Raw genomic sequence first — 16743 nt, 5'->3', positions numbered from 1 at the left:
TCCGCGCACGTCCTGGGCGCCAGGACGTGCGCGGAGCTTCCAATACCTCGTCAGTTCTCGGCGCGGCCCTCGCGCCAGTAGCCCATGAAGGCCACCGAGCGCCGGTCGACGCCGAGGTCGCCGACCAGGCGGCGGCGCAGCTGCTTGACCATCCCGGCCTCGCCGGCCAGCCAGGCGTAGCAGCCCGCACCGGCCGCCGGGTCCTCAGGGACCTCCCACAGCAGCTCGGTGTCGAGGTCGACGTCCTCGGGGGCGGGCGCGGGCGCGGCGCAGACGCCGAGGTCGACCAGCGCGGCGTGCACCGCGGGGACCAGCAGCTCGCCGCGCGGGCGGTCGGCGCGGGCCAGCCAGCGCACCTGCACGCCCTCGGGCAGCCGCAGGTCCTGCAGGTCGCCGGCCTCGGGCACCTCCAGCACGGCGATCGCGCGGCGGCCGGCGGGCAGCGCCTCGAGGATGGCGCTCACGGCCGGCACCGCGGTCTCGTCGCCGGCCAGCAGCAGGTGCGTGGCGGATGCGGGCGGCGCCCACTCGACGCCCCACGCGCGGCCGCGGCCGGGCCGGTCGGGGCCCATGAGGACCATGCGGTCGCCGGGCGCCGCCTGCGCGGCCCAGGTCGCGGCCGGGCCCGCGTGCCCGTCGGTGACGCGGTGCAGGACGACGTCGACGTCGACCTCGGCCACCTCGGGCCGGGCGGCGCGCACGGTGTAGGTGCGCAGCACGGGCCGGCGCTCCTCCGACAGCGCGCAGTACGCCGGGTACCACTCGGCGCCGGCGGCGTGCAGCTCGGCCAGCGCGGTGGGGTCGGGGGCGAGCACGAGCTTGACCCGCTGGTCGCCGCCGGCGAGGCCGAACTCCGCGAGCCGGGGCCCGGTGAGCGTGATCCGCCGCATGCTCGGGCCGAGCGGCGCCACGCGGGCGACGACGGTGTCGAAGAACAGCCACTGGGGCAGCGCGGCGGTCGGGGCCTCGGTCGTGGTGGTCACCTGCAGGTCTCCGTCTCGCCGTCGGACGGCCCTTGCGGACCGCGTGTAAGGCAAGGCTAACCTGTGCGCCGCCCGCAGGGGAATCCCCCTGCCCGACCTGCGAGGAGACCCCGTGTCCCGACCCCCGCGCCTGCTCGGCGCCTCCCTCGCGCTGGTGGCGCTGCTCGCCGCCGGCGCCTGCTCGAGTGCCGAGGACACGGAGGCGGCCGCCGCGACCGACGAGGGCTGGTCGTTCACCGACGACCTCGGGAACACCGTGGAGCTCGACGCCCGGCCCGAGCGGGTCGCCGGCCTCAACGACGTCGCGTCGTCGCTGTGGAACTACGGCATCGCGCCGGTGGCCACCTTCGGCCAGACCTCCGCCGCCGACGACGTCCAGTTCGAGGGCCGCGACCTCTCCGGCGTCGAGATCGTCGGCGAGAGCTACGGCGCGATCGACCTCGAGGCGCTCGCCGCCACCGACCCCGACCTCATCGTCACCACCGTCTACCCGGTCGACTCCGAGGGGACGCTCGACGAGACCCAGCCGCTCTACGGCCTGGAGTCCCTGGAGCAGCAGGAGCAGCTCGAGCAGATCGCGCCGGTCGTCGCGATCGCCTGGCGCGGCTCGGCCGCCGAGGTCATCGAGCGCACCGCGGAGCTCGCCGAGTCCCTCGGCGCCGACATGGACGGCGAGGAGGTCCGCGCCGCCCGGCAGGACTTCGAGGACGCCTCCGCCGCGCTGACCGAGGCCGCCTCCTCCGGGGTCACCGTGCTGCCGGTCGCGGCCTACCCGGACGAGGGCTTCTACATGGCCAAGGCGCCCGACGACCCCTCCCTGCGGCTCTACTCCGACCTCGGCGTGCAGTTCGTCGACCCGGGCGGCGACGGCTACTTCTGGCAGACGGCGAGCTGGGAGCAGGTGCCCGAGTACGCGAGCGACGTCATCCTCTACTCGCTGCGCGGCGCCATGACGCCGGAGGAGATGGCCGGCCAGCCCACCTACGCGCTGCTGCCGGCCGCGCAGGCCGAGCAGGTGTACCCGTGGGAGTACGTCGGCATGGACTACGCCGCCCAGGCCCGCTACATGGAGCGCCTCGCCGGCTGGCTCGCCGACAGCGAGAAGGTCAGCTGAGCTGAGCTGAGCTACAGCGGCGCCGGCGTCTCGGGAACGGGCGCCGGCGCCGCCCGCCGCGCGGTGACCCGCGCGGTCTGGGCCAGCGCGATGCCGGTGAGGACGACGATCCCGCCGAGCACCTGCCAGCCGGTGAGCACCTGCTCCACCCACAGCCAGGCGACGACGGAGGCGAACACCGGCTCGACGGTGGCCACCAGCCCCGCGGTCGTGGGCGGCAGGTGCCGCAGCGCCGCGATCGACAGCCAGAAGGGCGTGATCGCCCCGAGGACGACGATCCAGGCGACCAGCACCCACAGCGGCAGCCGCGCCGAGCCCAGCGACACCGGCACCGCCTCGCCGAGCAGGGCGGGGTCGAACGGCGTCCACGGCGCGACGACGGCCCAGAACAGCGCCGCGGCCACGAAGCTCCAGCAGGTCAGCGCCACCGGGTCGCGGTCGGCGGCCCCGCGCTCGCCCATCAGGTAGTAGGTGGCCAGGCAGACGGCGGCCGCCAGTGCCGCGCCCACGCCGAGGGCGTCGAGCGAGCCGCCGCCCTGCCACACCTGCGCGACGAGCACGAGCCCGCCGAGGGAGAGCGACAGCGCCAGCCAGATGCGCGGCCGCACCGGCTCCCTGCGCACCAGCCGGACCCACAGGGCGATGAGGACCGGCGCGGTCATCTCGAAGACCAGCGCGATCCCGACCGGCAGCCGGCCGATGGCGACGTAGTAGAGGAACTGGGTCAGCGCGACGCCGACCACGCCGAACACCACGAGGAACGGCACCTCGCGCCGGGTGAGCCGCAGCCGCCGCGGCGACACCAGCGCCAGCGCGAGCAGCAGCCCGACCGCGGCGCCGCCGCAGCGCATCGCCGTCAGCCAGGTGGGCGGCACGCCGGAGCGCAGCGCCAGCGTGGAGACGGTGCCGTTGACGGCGAACAGCCCCGCCGCGGCGACGGTGAGCAGGTACCCGACGGCGGGACGGCGGTGCACGACGGCGACAGTAGCCGCCGTCGGCCCCGACGCCGCCTACGTCACGGCGTGCCGGACGGGTCCATCCACATGACCTCCCAGACGTGGCCGTCGGGGTCGGTGAAGCTGCCGCCGACCATGTAGCCGTGGTCCTCGGCCGGCCGCCACGTGCCGCCGCCCGCGGCGAGCGCCTTCTGCACGAGCGCGTCGACCTCCTCGCGGCTGTCGCAGGACAGCGCGTGCATCGCCGACGTCTGCCGGGGGTCACCGGCCTGCCGCCCCTCGGGCAGGAAGGACGCGAAGCGCTCGGTGCTCAGGAGCTGCAGGAAGATGGCGTCGCTGACGACGACGGAGACCGAGGAGTCGTCGCTGAACTGCTCGTTCACCGAGAAGCCGAGCGAGGTGTAGAAGGCGCGGCTCGCCGCGACGTCGGACACGGGCAGGTTCACGAAGATCATGCGCACGGGGGCTCCCGGGGTCGGTGGGCCCGGCGTGGGCCCGTCGGCAGGACAGACGCTGCCGTACGGCGGAACTCATCGGCAGGGGTGGTCCACAGGCAGGGCGGGCACCCTCGGGGCGTGACCGAGCCCCGTCCCCCGTGGTCCCGGCGCCGTCGGCGGCTGCTCGCCGGGCTCGCCCTCGGCGGCGTCGCGGGCGGGCTCGGCGCGCTCGTGCTGCCCGCCGAGGCGGGCGTCACCGCGGCGTACCTCGGCGCGCTGTGCGGGCTCCTGCTGGTCGCCGCCGTCGTCGTGTTCCTGGCGATCCCCGGGCCGGACACCCTCGGCACCCTGCTGCGGACGACGCCGCTGGCCGGCGCGGTGTGCGTCGTCGCGGCGCTGCTCGCGCTGTCGAACCCCGGGGAGTCGCTGCGCTGGCTGTGGTGGACGGCCGCCGGGGCCGGCGCGGCGTGGTCCGCCGCGGCCCTGTGGCTGAACCGCGGCGCCTGACCCGCGGCACGCGACCGCCGGCGCCGACCCCCGACACGACGGCGACCGGTTCGGCGCGAGACTGCCGGGCGTGGACCTCCCCCGCGCCTGCTACCTGCCCGACGGCGACGACGGGTACGTCGCCACCGCGCTGACCATCGGCCCGTGGGACCCCGGCCTGCAGCACGCGGGCCCGCCGGCCGCCCTGCTCGCCCGCGCGGTGGAGCGCACCGGCGGCATCCCGGACGGGCAGGCCGTGCGGCTGGCCTACGACGTCCTCGGGCCGGTGCCGGTCGGCCCGGTGCGGGTGACCGCGCGGGTGCTGCGCCCGGGCCGGCGGATCGAGCTGGTCGAGGCGGCGCTGGAGGCCGGCGGGCGCACCGCCATGCGGCTGACCGCCTGGCGGATGCGCACCCGCGACTCCGCGGCGACGGCCACGCCGCCGCAGCCGTTCGCCGTCGGCCCGGAGGAGGCCCGGCCCGCGGCCTTCGACGTCTTCTCCGAGGACGTCGCCTACCACCGGGCGCTGGAGTGGCGCGCGGCCGCCGGCTCGCTCACCACCACCGGGCCGGCCGCGGCCTGGACCCGCCCGCTGTGCGAGCTGGTCGAGGGCGAACCGATGACGCCGCTGGAGCACCTCCTCGTGATGACCGACGCCGCCAGCGGCATCTCGACCGAGATCGACTGGTCGCAGGCCACCTTCGCCAACGTCGACCTCGTCGTCGCGCTGTTCCGCCAGCCGGCCGGCGACTGGCTGGGCATGGACGCCGTCACCACGCTCGGGCCCGGCGGGGCCGGGCAGTGCGCCGCCGACCTCCACGACCGCCGAGGGCGCATCGGCCGGTCGGTGGCCTCGCTGTTCGTCGAGCCCCGGGAGGAGCCGTCTCCCAGGCGGACCGGGTTGGATGGGGCCCGACCGCGCAGCTGACCGACCGGAGGGGACCCGACACCCCATGGGACCGTTCACCGACCTGCTCGACTGGCTCGCCGGCCGCGGCCTGGAGATCGTGCTGATCATCCTCGGCTCGGTCCTGGTGGCCCGCTTCATCAGCTGGGTCGGCGACCGGATCACCAGCCGCATCGACGCCCGCTCCACCGGCGGCGACGTGCTGGTCCGCTCCGAGGCGGCCAAGCACCGGCACTCGCTCACCCAGGTCCTCACCTGGACGCTCATCGTGCTCGTCTACACGGTGGCGGCGTTCTACGTGCTCGACCGGCTCGGCGTCCCGGTCACCGGCCTGGTCGCGCCGGCCACCGTGCTCGGCGTCGGGCTCGGCTTCGGCGCCCAGCGGGTCGTCGGCGACGTGCTGGCCGGCTTCTTCCTCATCACCGAGCGCCAGTACGGCTTCGGCGACGTCGTCTCGATCCAGGTGGTCGGCGGCGGCGACCCGGCCAACGGCACCGTCGAGGACGTCACGCTGCGGATCACCCGGCTGCGCTCGGCCGACGGCGAGGTGGTCACCATCCCGAACGGGCAGATCGTCAAGGTGGTCAACCTGTCCCGCGACTGGGCCCGCGCCGTCGTCGACGTGCCGGTGCCGACCACGGCCGACGTCACCCGCGTCAACGACGTCCTCCGCGACGTCGGCCGGGCGGCCTTCGCCGACCCCGAGCTGCGCCGCCTGCTGCTCGACGAGCCGAGCGTCATGGGCGTGGAGAGCATCGACCTCGACCAGGTCAACGTGCGGGTCGTGGCGCGCACGCTGCCCGGCCGCCAGTTCGAGGTGGGCCGCGACCTGCGCGAGCGCATCGTGCTCGCCTTCGCCCGGGAGGGCCTGACCATCACCCCCGAGCCGCCGGCCGCCGCCCCGGCCCCGGCGCGGCAGGGGGCCCAGCAGTGAGCGTCCCCGGGGCGCCCCGCCCGGCCGACGGGACCGTCGGCGACCCCGCGGGCCGCGGCCGGTTCGGCCTGTCCGGCCTCCTGCGCCGCTCGCCCGGCCGCATCGGCCGGGCCCGCACGTCGACGCTGGTCCTGGTCGCCCTGTTCCTCGGCCTCGGCCTGCTCTACCTCTACGTCAAGCCCGCCGACGCCGGCACCGACCCGGCCGGCGGCACCACGACGGTCACCACCCCGGCGCCGGCCCCGGCACCGACGACCGCCCCGCCGACGACGGAGGAGGCGCCGGGGACGACGACGCCGGAGGAGACCGCGCCGACGACGACCGCGCCGCCGACGACCACCGCCCCGGACACCACCGCGCCGACGACGACCGCGCCGACGACGACCGCCCCGGACACGACGGCGCCGGAGCAGACCGCGCCGGACCCTCCGCAGGCGCCGGCCCCGACGACGGCCGTCCCCACCACCGGCAGCGCGCCCACCCCCTGAGCCCCCGGGCTGGACGTCGCGCCGCCGCCCGCTAGGGTCGCCCCAGGCTCCTGAGTGACAGCGCGAAGTACCTGGCTGGCTGTCCGGCAACCTCTCCTCCGTCTGAGGTGCTCCCAGGGGAAGAGCCGGCCGCGCTGCGCCCGCAGCACGGCAAGGACGGAGCACCTGTGCGCCGCAGGTCCTCCGGTACGAGAGGAGACGGCGCGATGACCGACCCGCAGAGCTGGAGCTTCGAGACCCGGCAGATCCACGCCGGCACGAGCCCCGACCCCACCACCGGCGCCCGCGCGCTGCCGATCTACGCCACCACCAGCTACCAGTTCCGCGACACCCAGCACGCCGCGGACCTGTTCGCGCTGGCCGAGCTCGGCAACATCTACACGCGGATCATGAACCCGACGCAGGACGCGCTCGAGCAGCGCGTGGCCTCCCTCGAGGGCGGCGTCGCGGCGCTCGCGGTGGCCAGCGGCCAGGCCGCGGAGACCCTGTCGCTGCTCAACGTCGCCGAGGCCGGCAGCCACGTGGTCGCCTCCGCCTCGCTCTACGGCGGCACCTACAACCTGCTGCACCACTCGCTGCCCAAGCTCGGCGTCGAGGTGTCCTTCGTCGAGGACCCCGACGACCCGGAGAACTGGCAGCGGCTGGTCCGCGAGAACACCAAGGCGTTCTACGGCGAGTCCATCGGCAACCCGAAGGGCGACGTCCTCGACATCGCCACGGTCGCCGAGGTGGCCCACCGCAACGGCGTCCCGCTGATCGTCGACAACACCATCGCCACCCCGTACCTGGTGCGCCCGCTCGAGCACGGCGCCGATGTCGTCGTCCACTCGGCCACCAAGTACCTCGGCGGCCACGGCACCGCGATCGCCGGCGTCATCGTCGACGGCGGCCGCTTCGACTGGACGCAGGGGCGGTTCCCCGGCTTCACGACGCCGGACCCGACCTACCACGGCGTCGTCTACGCCGACCTCGGCGCGCCCGCCTACGCGCTCAAGGCCCGCGTGCAGCTGCTGCGCGACCTGGGCCCCGCGATCAGCCCGTTCAACGCCTGGCTCGTGGTGCAGGGCATCGAGACGCTGTCGCTGCGCATGGAGCGGCACGTCGCCAACGCCCAGCGGGTGGCGGAGTTCCTCGAGGCCCACGACGAGGTGGAGTCGGTGCACTACGCCGGCCTGCCGTCCTCGCCGTGGCACGCCGCCCAGCAGCGCTACGCCCCGAAGGGCGCCGGCGCGGTGCTGGCGTTCGAGATCCGCGGCGGCGTCGAGGCCGGCCGGCGGTTCGTCGAGGGGCTGGAGCTGCACAGCCACGTGGCCAACATCGGCGACGTGCGCAGCCTGGTCATCCACCCGGCGTCCACGACGCACTCGCAGCTCACGCCCGAGGAGCAGCTCACCACCGGCGTGACGCCCGGCCTGGTGCGCCTCGCCGCCGGCCTGGAGGGCATCGAGGACATCCTCGCCGACCTCGAGGCCGGGTTCCGCGCCGCCAAGGGCGCCTGACGTGTCCGGGGTGCGGGACGCGGTGGCGTCCCGCACCCCGCCGCGCACCGGCGGGTGGCGCGAGGGCGACCCCGCCGGGGACCGGCTCTTCCTGGACCTGGACGGACCGGTCCGGCTCGAGCGCGGCGGGGTGCTGCCCGGCGTCCGGGTGGCCTACGAGACGTGGGGCGCGCTCGCGCCCGACGGCGCCAACGCGGTGCTGGTCGAGCACGCGCTGACCGGCGACAGCCACGTCACCGGCCCCGCCGGCCCCGGCCACCCGACGCCGGGCTGGTGGGCGTCGCTCGTCGGTCCGGGCGCGCCGCTGGACACCGACCGGTTCTTCGTCGTGTGCGCCAACGTGCTCGGCGGCTGCCAGGGCACCACCGGGCCGTCGTCCGCCGCGCCGGACGGGCGCCCGTGGGGTGGGCGGTTCCCCGAGGTGACCGTCGGCGACCAGGTGCGGGTCGAGGCCGCGCTCGCCGACGCGCTCGGCGTCCGGCGGTGGGCGGCCGTCGTCGGCGGGTCGATGGGCGGCATGCGGGTGCTCGAGTGGGCGGTGGCGCTGCCCGAGCGGGTGGCCGGCCTGTTCTTCCTCGCCTCCGGCGCGGCGGTCACCGCCGACCAGCTCGGCACCCAGACCACCCAGCAGGCCGCCGTGCGCGCCGACCCGGGAACCGGGCTCGGCATCGCGCGGCGGATCGCGCACCTCACCTACCGGAGCGCGCTCGAGCTCGAGGAGCGCTTCGGCACGACCGTGCAGGACGACGGCCGCTTCGCCGTCGCCTCCTACCTGGAGCACCACGCCGACAAGCTCGTCGCCCGCTTCGCCCCGGACAGCTACGTGGTGCTCACCGAGGCGATGAACACCTGGGACGTCGGCCGGGGTCGCGGCGGGGTGGAGGCGGCACTGGCGCGGGTGACCGCGCGGGCCGTCGTCGCCGGCGTCGACTCCGACCGGCTGTACCCGCTGGAGCTGCAGCAGCGGGTGGCTGACGCGCTCGGGGTGCCGCTGCACGTGGTGTCCTCGCCGTACGGGCACGACGGCTTCCTCATCGAGGCCGATGCCGTGGGCGCGCTCGTCCGTGGTCTGCTGGGCACGTGAGCGACGACCTCGACGCGCTGCGCCTGGCCTGCGACCGGGCCCTCAACGCCCACGGGGCGGTCCGCGCCGGCGCCCTGCTGGCCACCGTCCCGGCCGACACCGCGGTCGACCGCTACGGCGCGGGCGGCGTCGTCGCGGAGCTGGAGACCGAGGTCGCCGCGCTGCTGGACAAGCCCGCCGCGGTCTACCTGCCCAGCGGCACCATGGCCCAGCAGGCGGCGCTGCGGGTGCACGCCGGCCGCACGATGCGGCGCACCGTCGTCGCCCACCCCGAGTGCCACCTGTTCCGGCACGAGGGCGGGGCACTGGAGCGTCTCCACGGCCTCGTGCCGCGCCCGGTCGGCGACCGCAACCGGCTGCTCCTGCGCGCCGACCTCGACGCCGTCGCCGAGCCGCCGGCCGCACTGGTGGTGGAGCTGCCCCAGCGCGACCTCGGCGGGCAGCTGCCGCCCTGGGACGACGTCGTCGAGCAGGCCGCGTGGGCGCACGACGTGCACTCCGTGGCCCACCTCGACGGCGCCCGGCTGTGGGAGGCCTCCGCCGGGTACGAGATGCCCGCCTCCGACCTGGCGGCGCCGTTCGACACCGTCTACGTCAGCTTCTACAAGGGCATCGGCGCGCTCGCCGGGTGCTGCCTGGCCGGGCCGGCCGACGTCGTCGCGGAGGTCCGCGAGTGGCGCCACCGGCTCGGCGGCACGCTGTGGGGCCTGTGGCCGGGCGCGGCGTCGGCGCTGACCTGCCTGCGCGAGCGGCTGCCGCTGTTCCCCGCCTACCTGCAGCGGGCCCGCGAGATCGCCGACGCGGTCCGGGACCTACCCGGCGTGCGCGTGGTCCCCGACCCGCCGCAGACGCCGATGCTGCACCTGCTGCTCACGACGACGCCCGAGCGCTTCCGCGCCGCCGTCCGCGGGCTGGCCGAGGACGGGCTGTGGACCTGGAACGACGCCGCCCCGACCGCCGACCCGGCCGTGCAGCGGGTGGAGCTGTCGGTCGGCGACGCCACGATGGCGCTGCCGGTCGAGGAGGTCCGCGGCGCGCTGGCCCGCCTCGCCGGCGCCGTCTGACGCGCTAGTCCGCGGCGTCGCCGGGGAGCGCCGGAGGCGTAACGGAACGTGACCGGATTCGTTACGGATCCGTGGGGAATGCAGAGACCGTGAACGGGGAGCGGGGGTGTACCCGTCGGTCGGTGCTGACCGCGGGTGTTGGACTGGCGGCTCTCGCCGCGGTCGGGTGCACGGACGGGCCCGCGCGCCCGCGACGGACCGCGCCACTGGGGTTCGGGGTGACGACACCCGGCGGACCGCAGGCGGCCGGCGAGCTCGACGCCGTCGAGGCCGTGGCCGGCGAGCGGCCGTCGCTGGTGCTCTCCTACGCCGCACTGGCCGCCCCTCCCCCGCTGGCCGACCTCGACGCCGTCGCCGCGCGCGGCGCCACCCCGGTGCTCACCTGGGAGCCGTGGGACCCGGCGGACCGCGGTCGCTCGACACTGGCCGACCTCGCCGCGGGCGTGTGGGACGGCCAACTCGGGTGGTGGGCCGGCGCGCTGCGGGACTGGGGGCGGCCGGTCCTGCTGCGCTTCGCGCACGAGCAGAACGGCGACTGGTACCCGTGGGCGGTCGGCGTCGCCGGGACGACGGCGGAGGACCACGTCGGCGCGTGGCGGCACCTGGCGGAGGTGTTCGCCGGGGCCGGCGCGGACAACGTCGAACTGTTGTGGAACCCCAACGTCGCCTACCCCGGGTCGACGCCGATATCCGACACCTGGCCCGGCGCCGTGGGGCGGGTGGCGCTCGACGGCTACAACTGGGGCGCCGTCCCGGGCCAGGGCGGATGGCGGGAGCCGGCCGAGCTGTTCGGGCCGAGCCTGGAGGAGCTGCGCGGACTCGCGCCGGGGATCCCGGTGACCATCGCCGAGGTCGGCTGCGCCGAGGCCGGGGGCGACAAGGCCGCCTGGATCACCGACCTGGTCGCCTGGCTCGACGACCAGGCCGACGTCGAGGCCCTGGTGTGGTTCGACCACGACAAGGAGACCGACTGGCGGCTGGCCAGCAGCCCCGCCAGCGCCCGGGCAGTCCGGCGGGCACTGGCCGGGCGGAGCCTCGCCGGAGGTCGGCGGTGAGCGCGCTCCCCGACACCACCCGCGCCGCGTCGCCGGCCGTGCGTGCCGCCGACCCCGGGGAGACCCGGCGGCTGGCCGCCCTGGACGCGCTGCAGCTGCTCGGTACCGAGCGGGAGGAGCGCTTCGACCGGATCACCCGCCTGGCCCAGCGCGTCTTCGACGTGCCGATCGCGACCGTGACCCTCATCGCGGAGGACCACCTGTGGTTCAAGTCCGCCCAGGGCATGCCGATCGACCGGGCCGACCGCCAGGCGTCCTTCTGCGACCGCACGATGGCGCTGCGCCGCACGCACGTGGTGTCCGACGCACAGCAGGACCCCGTCTTCGCCGGTGCCCCCGCCGTGTGCGGGCCCCCGCACCTCCGCTTCTACGCCGGGCACCCGCTCACCGGGCCGGGCGGGATGGTGGTCGGGACGCTCTGCCTGTTCGACACACGCCCGCGCACGCTCGACGCCCACGACGTCTCGGTGCTGGAGGACCTCGCGCGCTGGACCGAGGACGAGCTCACCAACTCCGCCGAGATGGACCGCGCCCGCGAGGTGCAGGCGGCCCTGCTCCCCGGGGAACCGCCGGCGGTCCCCGGGTACGCAGTCGCCGGCACCTGCCGGCCCGCCTCGGCCGTCGGGGGGGACCTGCTCGACCTGGACGTCGTCGACGGCGACCTGGTGGTCACCCTGGCCGACGTCATGGGCAAGGGCGCGGGTGCGGCGATCCTCATGGCGACCGTCCGGGCGGTGCTGCGCGCCGCCTCGCGAGGAGACGACCCCCGGTCGTCGGCCAGGCGCACGGAGAGCACGGTGCTGGCCGCCGCCGCCGCGACGCTGCAGCCGGACCTCGAGCGCACGGGCTCGTTCGTCACCCTCTTCACCGGCCGGCTCGAGGCGGCGACCGGACGGCTGCGCTACGCCGATGCCGGCCACGGTCTGGCGGTGGTCCGGCGGGCCGACGGCGGCACGCAGCAGCTGGCCGGGGCAGACCTGCCCCTCGGCGTCGAGGCGGACCTCCCGTGGACGGCGCACGAGCTGGTGCTGGAGCCCGGCGACACGCTCCTCGTCTTCAGCGACGGCCTCTTCGACGTCCTCGGCGGCACCCGGGAGGCCCTGGACGCCGTGGCACGGCTGGTGCGCGCGCACCCCGACCCGGACGACCTCCTGGACCAGGTCCGGGGGCTCACCGCCGCCGCGACACCGCTGGACGACGTCACCGCCGTCGCCCTCCGCCGGCTGGCGACGCCGTGACCACGCACCGGGCAGCCCGCGGGCGCGACCCGCTGTCGGGTGCGCCGGTGACGGCGCGGGCACCTCGGGTCCCCCTGACCGGCCGGCTGCTGGCGCTGCGGGTGCTGGTCCTCGTGACCGCGTCGCTGGGGATCAACTACGTGGCCTGGCGGTGGCTGGAGTCGATCAACTGGTCGGCGTGGTGGATCGCGGTGCCGCTGGTGCTCGCCGAGACGTACAGCCTGGTCGACTCGCTGCTGTTCGGGCTGACCATGTGGCGGTTGCGCCGGCGCGGGGAGCCGCCGCCTCCTCCCGAGGGGGCCACGGTCGACGTCTTCGTCACCACGTACAACGAGCCGCTGGACCTGGTGATGGCCACCGCGGAGGCCGCGCAGCGCATCCGGTACCCGCACCGGACGTGGATCCTCGACGACGGCGCCCGGCCGGAGCTGCGGGCGCGGGCGGAGGCCGCGGGCATCGGCTGGATCACCCGCTCGGACGACTGGTCAGGGCACTCCCGGCACGCCAAGGCGGGGAACCTCAACAACGCGTTGATGACCACCGACGGCGAGTACATCCTGATCCTCGACGCCGACCAGGTGCCGGAGCCGGAGATCCTCGACCGCACGCTGGGCTGGTTCCGGGACCCGCGGATGGCCCTCGTCCAGACCCCGCAGGTGTTCGTCAACGTGCCCGACGACGATCCGCTGGGCAGCCAGGCGCCGCTGTTCTACGGGCCGATCCAACAGGGCAAGGACGGCTGGAACGCCGCCTTCTTCTGCGGCTCCAACGCGGTGCTGCGCCGGGAGGCGCTCATGCAGCTCGGCATCACCCGCTACGTGAGCGACGTCCAGCTCGCCGTCAACCGCGCGCTGCGCACCGCCGACCGGGTGGTCGCCCGGGCCCGCCGTTCCCTCGACCCGACGCAGACCGGTGCCCGGGTCGCCCTCGAGCAGGTGGTGGCGGCCGTCGCCCGGGCGCGGGCGGAGCTACGCGACGGCGCCGCCCTCGCCGACGTCACCTACCGCTTCCAGCAGCAGGTCGACGCCGCCGCCTCCGCGGTGGTCGCCGCCGACGTCGAGTCCCTGGAGGCCGACCTCGCCGCCATCGCCGAGCTGTCGACCGAGCTCGAGGAGGAGGACGGCGGGCTGGCGGAGGTCGATCGGGCCGCGTTGACCCGGCTCGCCGCCCGGGACTGGTCGCCGCTGGGCGCGATCGAGACCGTGCGGACGCTCGTGCGCGCCGTCGACGTCGATGTCGACGACGAGGCGCAACCGGTCATGCCCATGGCCACGATCTCCGTCACCGAGGACATGGCCACGTGCATGCGGCTGCACGCCATGGGCTGGCGCACCGCGTACCACGACGAGACCCTCGCGCTCGGCCTGGCTCCTGAGGACTTGGGCACGATGCTCACGCAGCGGCTGCGCTGGGCCCAGGGCACCGTGCAGGTGATGCTGCGGGAGAACCCGCTGGTGCAGCGCGGGCTCACCCTCGCCCAGCGGCTCATGTACTGGGCGACGATGTGGAGCTACCTGTCCGGCTTCGCCGCCGTCGTCTACTTCGCCGCCCCCGTGGTCTACCTGGTCTTCGGCGTGCTGCCGGTGACTGGCCTGACCGCCGAGTTCTTCCTCCGGCTGGTCCCCTTCCTGCTCGTCAACCAGCTGCTCTTCGCCGTCATCGGCCGGGGTCGGCGCACGTGGCGCGGACAGCAGTACTCCCTGGCGCTCTTCCCGGTGTGGATCCGGTCGGTGACCTCGGCCGTCGGCAACGTGGTGTTCGGCCGCAGCCTGGCCTTCGCGGTGACGCCCAAGGAGCGCCGGTCGGTCGAGCGGCGGCCGTGGCACCTGGTCCGTCCGCAGCTGGCCGTGATGGCCCTGCTCGTCGTCGCGGCCGTCGTCGGGACGGTGCGCATGGTCGTGGCCGACGCGTCGGTGCTGGGCACCGTGACCAACCTGGTGTGGGTCGCCTTCGACCTCGCCGTCCTGAGTGTCGTCGTCCGCGCCGTCCGGTACCGCGGACCCGAGGAGCCCGTGGGAGCCGCCGCATGACCGAGTTCCAGACCGAGACGACCGACGCCGGGGTGGGTGTCATCCGGCCCGTCGGCAGGCTCAACATGGTGGCCGCACCGAGGTTGCGGGCGCTGGTCTCCCAGTTGGTCTCCACGGGGACGCCGCGTGTGGTCGTGGATCTCTCCGCCACCGAGTCGATGGACTCCTCGGGCCTCGGCGCCCTGATCGCCGGGTTGAAGACCACCCGCCAGGCCGGTGGCGACCTCCGGCTGGCCGGCGCCGGACCCCAGGTGCAGGCCGTCCTGGAGCTGACCAACCTGGGACGGGTGCTGCGTCCGCGGCCGGACGTCGCCACGGCCTTCGCCGGCGACTGAGGTGCCCGGACCGACGCACGTGCTCCGGGCGCCCGCGCGCCCGGAGTCGATCGGCCCCGTCCACGACCTCCTGGCAGCCCTCTGGGCCGGCGAGGACGGCATCGGCGACGCGACGCGCGTGCGCTTCGAGACGGCCGTGGCGGAGATCGCCGCGAACATCGTCGAACACGCCGCCGCGTCCGGCGCACGTGAGCTGGAGCTCCGGCTCCGCGGTCTCCCCGACCGCGTGGAGGCCGTGTTCGAGGACGACGGCGGACCCGTGGCCCCGCAGCCGGGGGGATGGCCGCCCGACGATGCCGAGCGGGGCCGCGGCCTCGAGCTCGCGCGCGCCGCGGTGGACGCGCTGTCCTACGAACGCGCGGGCGACCGCAACCGGTGGGTCGTCGTCCTCGCCCGCTGAGCGACGGGACCTGCGGACGCGTGGCCATCCGGGGACGACAGCCACGGGTCGGTGCCCCGGGCGCCTCAGTCGGCGGCGTCGCCGGGGACGTGGCCGGCCGAGGGCAGCGGCCGGCGCACGACCGGCCGCACCCGTCGCGCGGAGGGCAGCCGCTCGGTGTAGGCGAGCGCGTTGAGCCGGATGTGCGTGAGGTCGTCCTCGGTGGCCTGCCGGATCACCTTCGCCGGGACGCCGGCCACCAGCGAGCCCGGCGGCACCTGCGTGCCCTGGGTGACGACGGCGCCCGCGGCGACGATCGAGCCCGACCCGATGTGCGCCCCGTTCATCACCACGCTGCCCATGCCCACGAGCACGTCGTCGTCGACCCGCGCGCCGTGCAGGACCACGCGGTGCCCCACGGTGACGCCGCGGCCGATGACCAGCGGGAACCCGGGGTCGGAGTGCAGCGTGCTGCCGTCCTGCACGTTCGAGTCCTCGCCGATCTCGATCACCTCGGCGTCGGCCCGGGCCACCGCGCCGTACCAGATGCTCGACCGCGGCCCCATGGTCACCGCACCGACCACCACCGCCGTCGGCGCCACGAACGCCTCGTCGTCGATGGCCGGTGCGCCGTTGTCGAGCTCCGCGATGTAGTTGTCCGCCACGGCCCCACCCCAGCACACCGGACCCCGCGCGGCCGCCCGGGGCAGACTCCACCCGTGCCCGCCGACCTGCCGTTCCTGCCCACCACCGTCGTCGGGAGCCTCCCGCAGCCCGGCTGGCTCATCGACCACGACCGCCTGGCCCACCAGTTCCCGCCGCGCGTGCGCGCCCGGGAGCTGTGGCGGCCGGCGCCGGAGCACCTGGAGGAGGCCCAGGACGACGCCACGCTGCTCGTGGTGCGCGCCCAGGAGGCGGCCGGCCTCGACCTGGTCGGCGACGGCGAGCAGCGCCGGGAGTCCTACTCCAACCACTTCGCCACGGCGCTCGACGGCGTCGACGTCGACACCCCCGGCACCGTCCTCAACCGCTCCGGGCAGCCGATCCCGGTGCCGCGGGTGACCGGGGAGATCGCGCGCCGCGGGCCGATCCAGGCGCGCGACGTGCGGTTCCTGCGGGCGGCCACCGACCGGCCCGTGAAGATCACGCTGCCCGGCCCGTTCACCATGGCCCAGCAGGCGGCCGACGAGCACTACGGCGACGACCGGGCGCTCGCGCTGGCCTACGCCGACGTCGTCCGCGAGGAGATCGCCGACCTGTTCGCCGCCGGGGCCGACGTCGTCCAGATCGACGAGCCCTGGCTGCAGGCGCGGCCCGAGGTGGCCCGCCGCTACGGCGCCGAGGCGGTCACCCGCGCCGTGGAGGGCGCGCTCGGCCCGGTGCACCTGCACCTGTGCTTCGGCTACGCGGCGATGGTCGCCGAGCGGCCGGAGGGCTACTCGTTCCTCCCGGAGCTCGCCGACACCCCGGTGGACACCGTGTCGGTGGAGACCGCGCAGTCGCACCTGGACTCGGCACAGTTGCGGCCGCTGCGCGGCAAGGGCATCGCGCTGGGCGTGCTCGACCTGTCCACGCCGGAGGTGGAGACGCCGGAGGTGGTGGCCGACCGCGTCCGCCGCGCCCTGGACGACGTCGACGTCGACCGGCTGGTGCTGTCCTCCGACTGCGGCCTGAAGTACCTGCCGCGGGCCTCCGCCGAGGGCAAGATGCGCTCGCTGGCCCTGGCCGCCCGGACGCTGCGCGCGGAGCTCTGA

Annotated in this window: 18 protein-coding genes and 1 riboswitch; of the genes, 14 read left to right on the top strand and 4 right to left on the bottom strand. The window is 75.7% G+C overall.

The features are described 5' to 3' along the window. Nucleotides 1–50: 50 nt before the first annotated feature. A complete protein-coding gene (locus ACI78R_RS18965; protein WP_457041885.1) occupies nt 51–983 on the bottom strand; it encodes a siderophore-interacting protein in 933 nt (310 codons plus the stop codon). Nucleotides 984–1095: 112 nt separating this feature from the next. Between ACI78R_RS18965 and ACI78R_RS18960 the strand changes: the two genes are divergently transcribed. Beyond that, the gene (locus ACI78R_RS18960) at nt 1096–2097 is read left to right on the top strand and encodes an ABC transporter substrate-binding protein (protein ID WP_457041884.1); all 1002 of its coding nucleotides are present in this window, start codon (nt 1096–1098) and stop codon (nt 2095–2097) included. An 11-nt stretch (nt 2098–2108) separates the two neighbouring features. Here the strand turns inward: ACI78R_RS18960 and ACI78R_RS18955 are convergent, their stop codons facing one another. Beyond that, a complete protein-coding gene (locus ACI78R_RS18955; RefSeq protein ID WP_073420943.1) occupies nt 2109–3071 on the bottom strand; it encodes an EamA family transporter in 963 nt (320 codons plus the stop codon). Between the two features lie 41 nt (nt 3072–3112). Then, nucleotides 3113–3508: a VOC family protein gene (locus ACI78R_RS18950; protein WP_073421869.1), complete on the bottom strand. Its 396-nt coding sequence runs from the start codon at nt 3506–3508 to the stop codon at nt 3113–3115. 120 nt (nt 3509–3628) lie between these two features. On the opposite strand from ACI78R_RS18950, the gene ACI78R_RS18945 reads away from it, so the two are divergent. The 12 genes from ACI78R_RS18945 to ACI78R_RS18890 all read left to right on the top strand — a co-directional run bounded on the left by ACI78R_RS18945 (nt 3629) and on the right by ACI78R_RS18890 (nt 15010). Beyond that, the gene (locus ACI78R_RS18945) at nt 3629–3997 is read left to right on the top strand and encodes a hypothetical protein (RefSeq protein ID WP_073420942.1); all 369 of its coding nucleotides are present in this window, start codon (nt 3629–3631) and stop codon (nt 3995–3997) included. Between the two features lie 70 nt (nt 3998–4067). Then, complete coding sequence (locus tag ACI78R_RS18940; protein ID WP_457041883.1) at nt 4068–4904, top strand: thioesterase family protein; 837 nt, start codon at nt 4068–4070, stop codon at nt 4902–4904. Between the two features lie 25 nt (nt 4905–4929). Continuing rightward, complete coding sequence (locus ACI78R_RS18935) at nt 4930–5817, top strand: mechanosensitive ion channel family protein (protein ID WP_073420940.1); 888 nt, start codon at nt 4930–4932, stop codon at nt 5815–5817. Beyond that, nucleotides 5814–6305, top strand: coding sequence for a hypothetical protein (locus ACI78R_RS18930; protein ID WP_457041882.1), 492 nt, complete (start codon nt 5814–5816; stop codon nt 6303–6305). The genes ACI78R_RS18935 and ACI78R_RS18930 overlap by 4 nt, the downstream gene beginning before the upstream one ends. A 46-nt stretch (nt 6306–6351) precedes the next feature. After that, a riboswitch (SAM riboswitch) is annotated at nt 6352–6468 on the top strand. 43 nt (nt 6469–6511) lie between these two features. Then, nucleotides 6512–7804 (top strand): bifunctional o-acetylhomoserine/o-acetylserine sulfhydrylase, encoded by a 1293-nt coding sequence (locus ACI78R_RS18925; protein ID WP_073420938.1) that lies wholly within the window; start codon nt 6512–6514, stop codon nt 7802–7804. Between the two features lies 1 nt (nt 7805). Further along, nucleotides 7806–8888 carry a homoserine O-acetyltransferase MetX gene (metX, locus tag ACI78R_RS18920; RefSeq protein ID WP_457041881.1) on the top strand — a complete coding sequence of 361 codons (1083 nt, stop codon included), beginning with the start codon at nt 7806–7808 and terminating at the stop codon, nt 8886–8888. Next, complete coding sequence (locus ACI78R_RS18915; protein ID WP_457041880.1) at nt 8885–9952, top strand: threonine aldolase family protein; 1068 nt, start codon at nt 8885–8887, stop codon at nt 9950–9952. The genes metX and ACI78R_RS18915 overlap by 4 nt, the downstream gene beginning before the upstream one ends. A gap of 218 nt (nt 9953–10170) precedes the next feature. Next, nucleotides 10171–11007, top strand: a complete 837-nt coding sequence (locus ACI78R_RS18910) for a glycoside hydrolase family 26 protein (RefSeq protein WP_457041879.1) — start codon at nt 10171–10173, stop codon at nt 11005–11007. After that, complete coding sequence (locus tag ACI78R_RS18905; RefSeq protein ID WP_457041878.1) at nt 11004–12245, top strand: PP2C family protein-serine/threonine phosphatase; 1242 nt, start codon at nt 11004–11006, stop codon at nt 12243–12245. The genes ACI78R_RS18910 and ACI78R_RS18905 overlap by 4 nt, the downstream gene beginning before the upstream one ends. Then, entirely contained in the window at nt 12242–14275 is a 2034-nt protein-coding gene (locus tag ACI78R_RS18900; protein WP_457041877.1) for a glycosyltransferase family 2 protein, read from the top strand. The genes ACI78R_RS18905 and ACI78R_RS18900 overlap by 4 nt, the downstream gene beginning before the upstream one ends. Then, complete coding sequence (locus tag ACI78R_RS18895) at nt 14272–14610, top strand: STAS domain-containing protein (RefSeq protein ID WP_457041876.1); 339 nt, start codon at nt 14272–14274, stop codon at nt 14608–14610. The genes ACI78R_RS18900 and ACI78R_RS18895 overlap by 4 nt, the downstream gene beginning before the upstream one ends. 1 nt (nt 14611) lies before the next feature. Continuing rightward, entirely contained in the window at nt 14612–15010 is a 399-nt protein-coding gene (locus ACI78R_RS18890; protein WP_457041875.1) for an ATP-binding protein, read from the top strand. Nucleotides 15011–15075: 65 nt separating this feature from the next. Here ACI78R_RS18890 and ACI78R_RS18885 read toward each other — a convergent pair whose 3' ends face one another. Next, nucleotides 15076–15654 (bottom strand): gamma carbonic anhydrase family protein, encoded by a 579-nt coding sequence (locus tag ACI78R_RS18885; protein ID WP_457041874.1) that lies wholly within the window; start codon nt 15652–15654, stop codon nt 15076–15078. 54 nt (nt 15655–15708) lie between these two features. Here ACI78R_RS18885 and ACI78R_RS18880 point away from each other — a divergent pair, with 54 nt between their 5' ends. After that, nucleotides 15709–16743 (top strand): uroporphyrinogen decarboxylase family protein, encoded by a 1035-nt coding sequence (locus ACI78R_RS18880; protein ID WP_457041873.1) that lies wholly within the window; start codon nt 15709–15711, stop codon nt 16741–16743.

It is taken from the genome of Geodermatophilus sp. SYSU D01106, from assembly GCF_054049995.1.
Note: the sequence above shows the minus strand (reverse complement) of the source record. Positions and strands in the feature narration are given on the sequence as shown.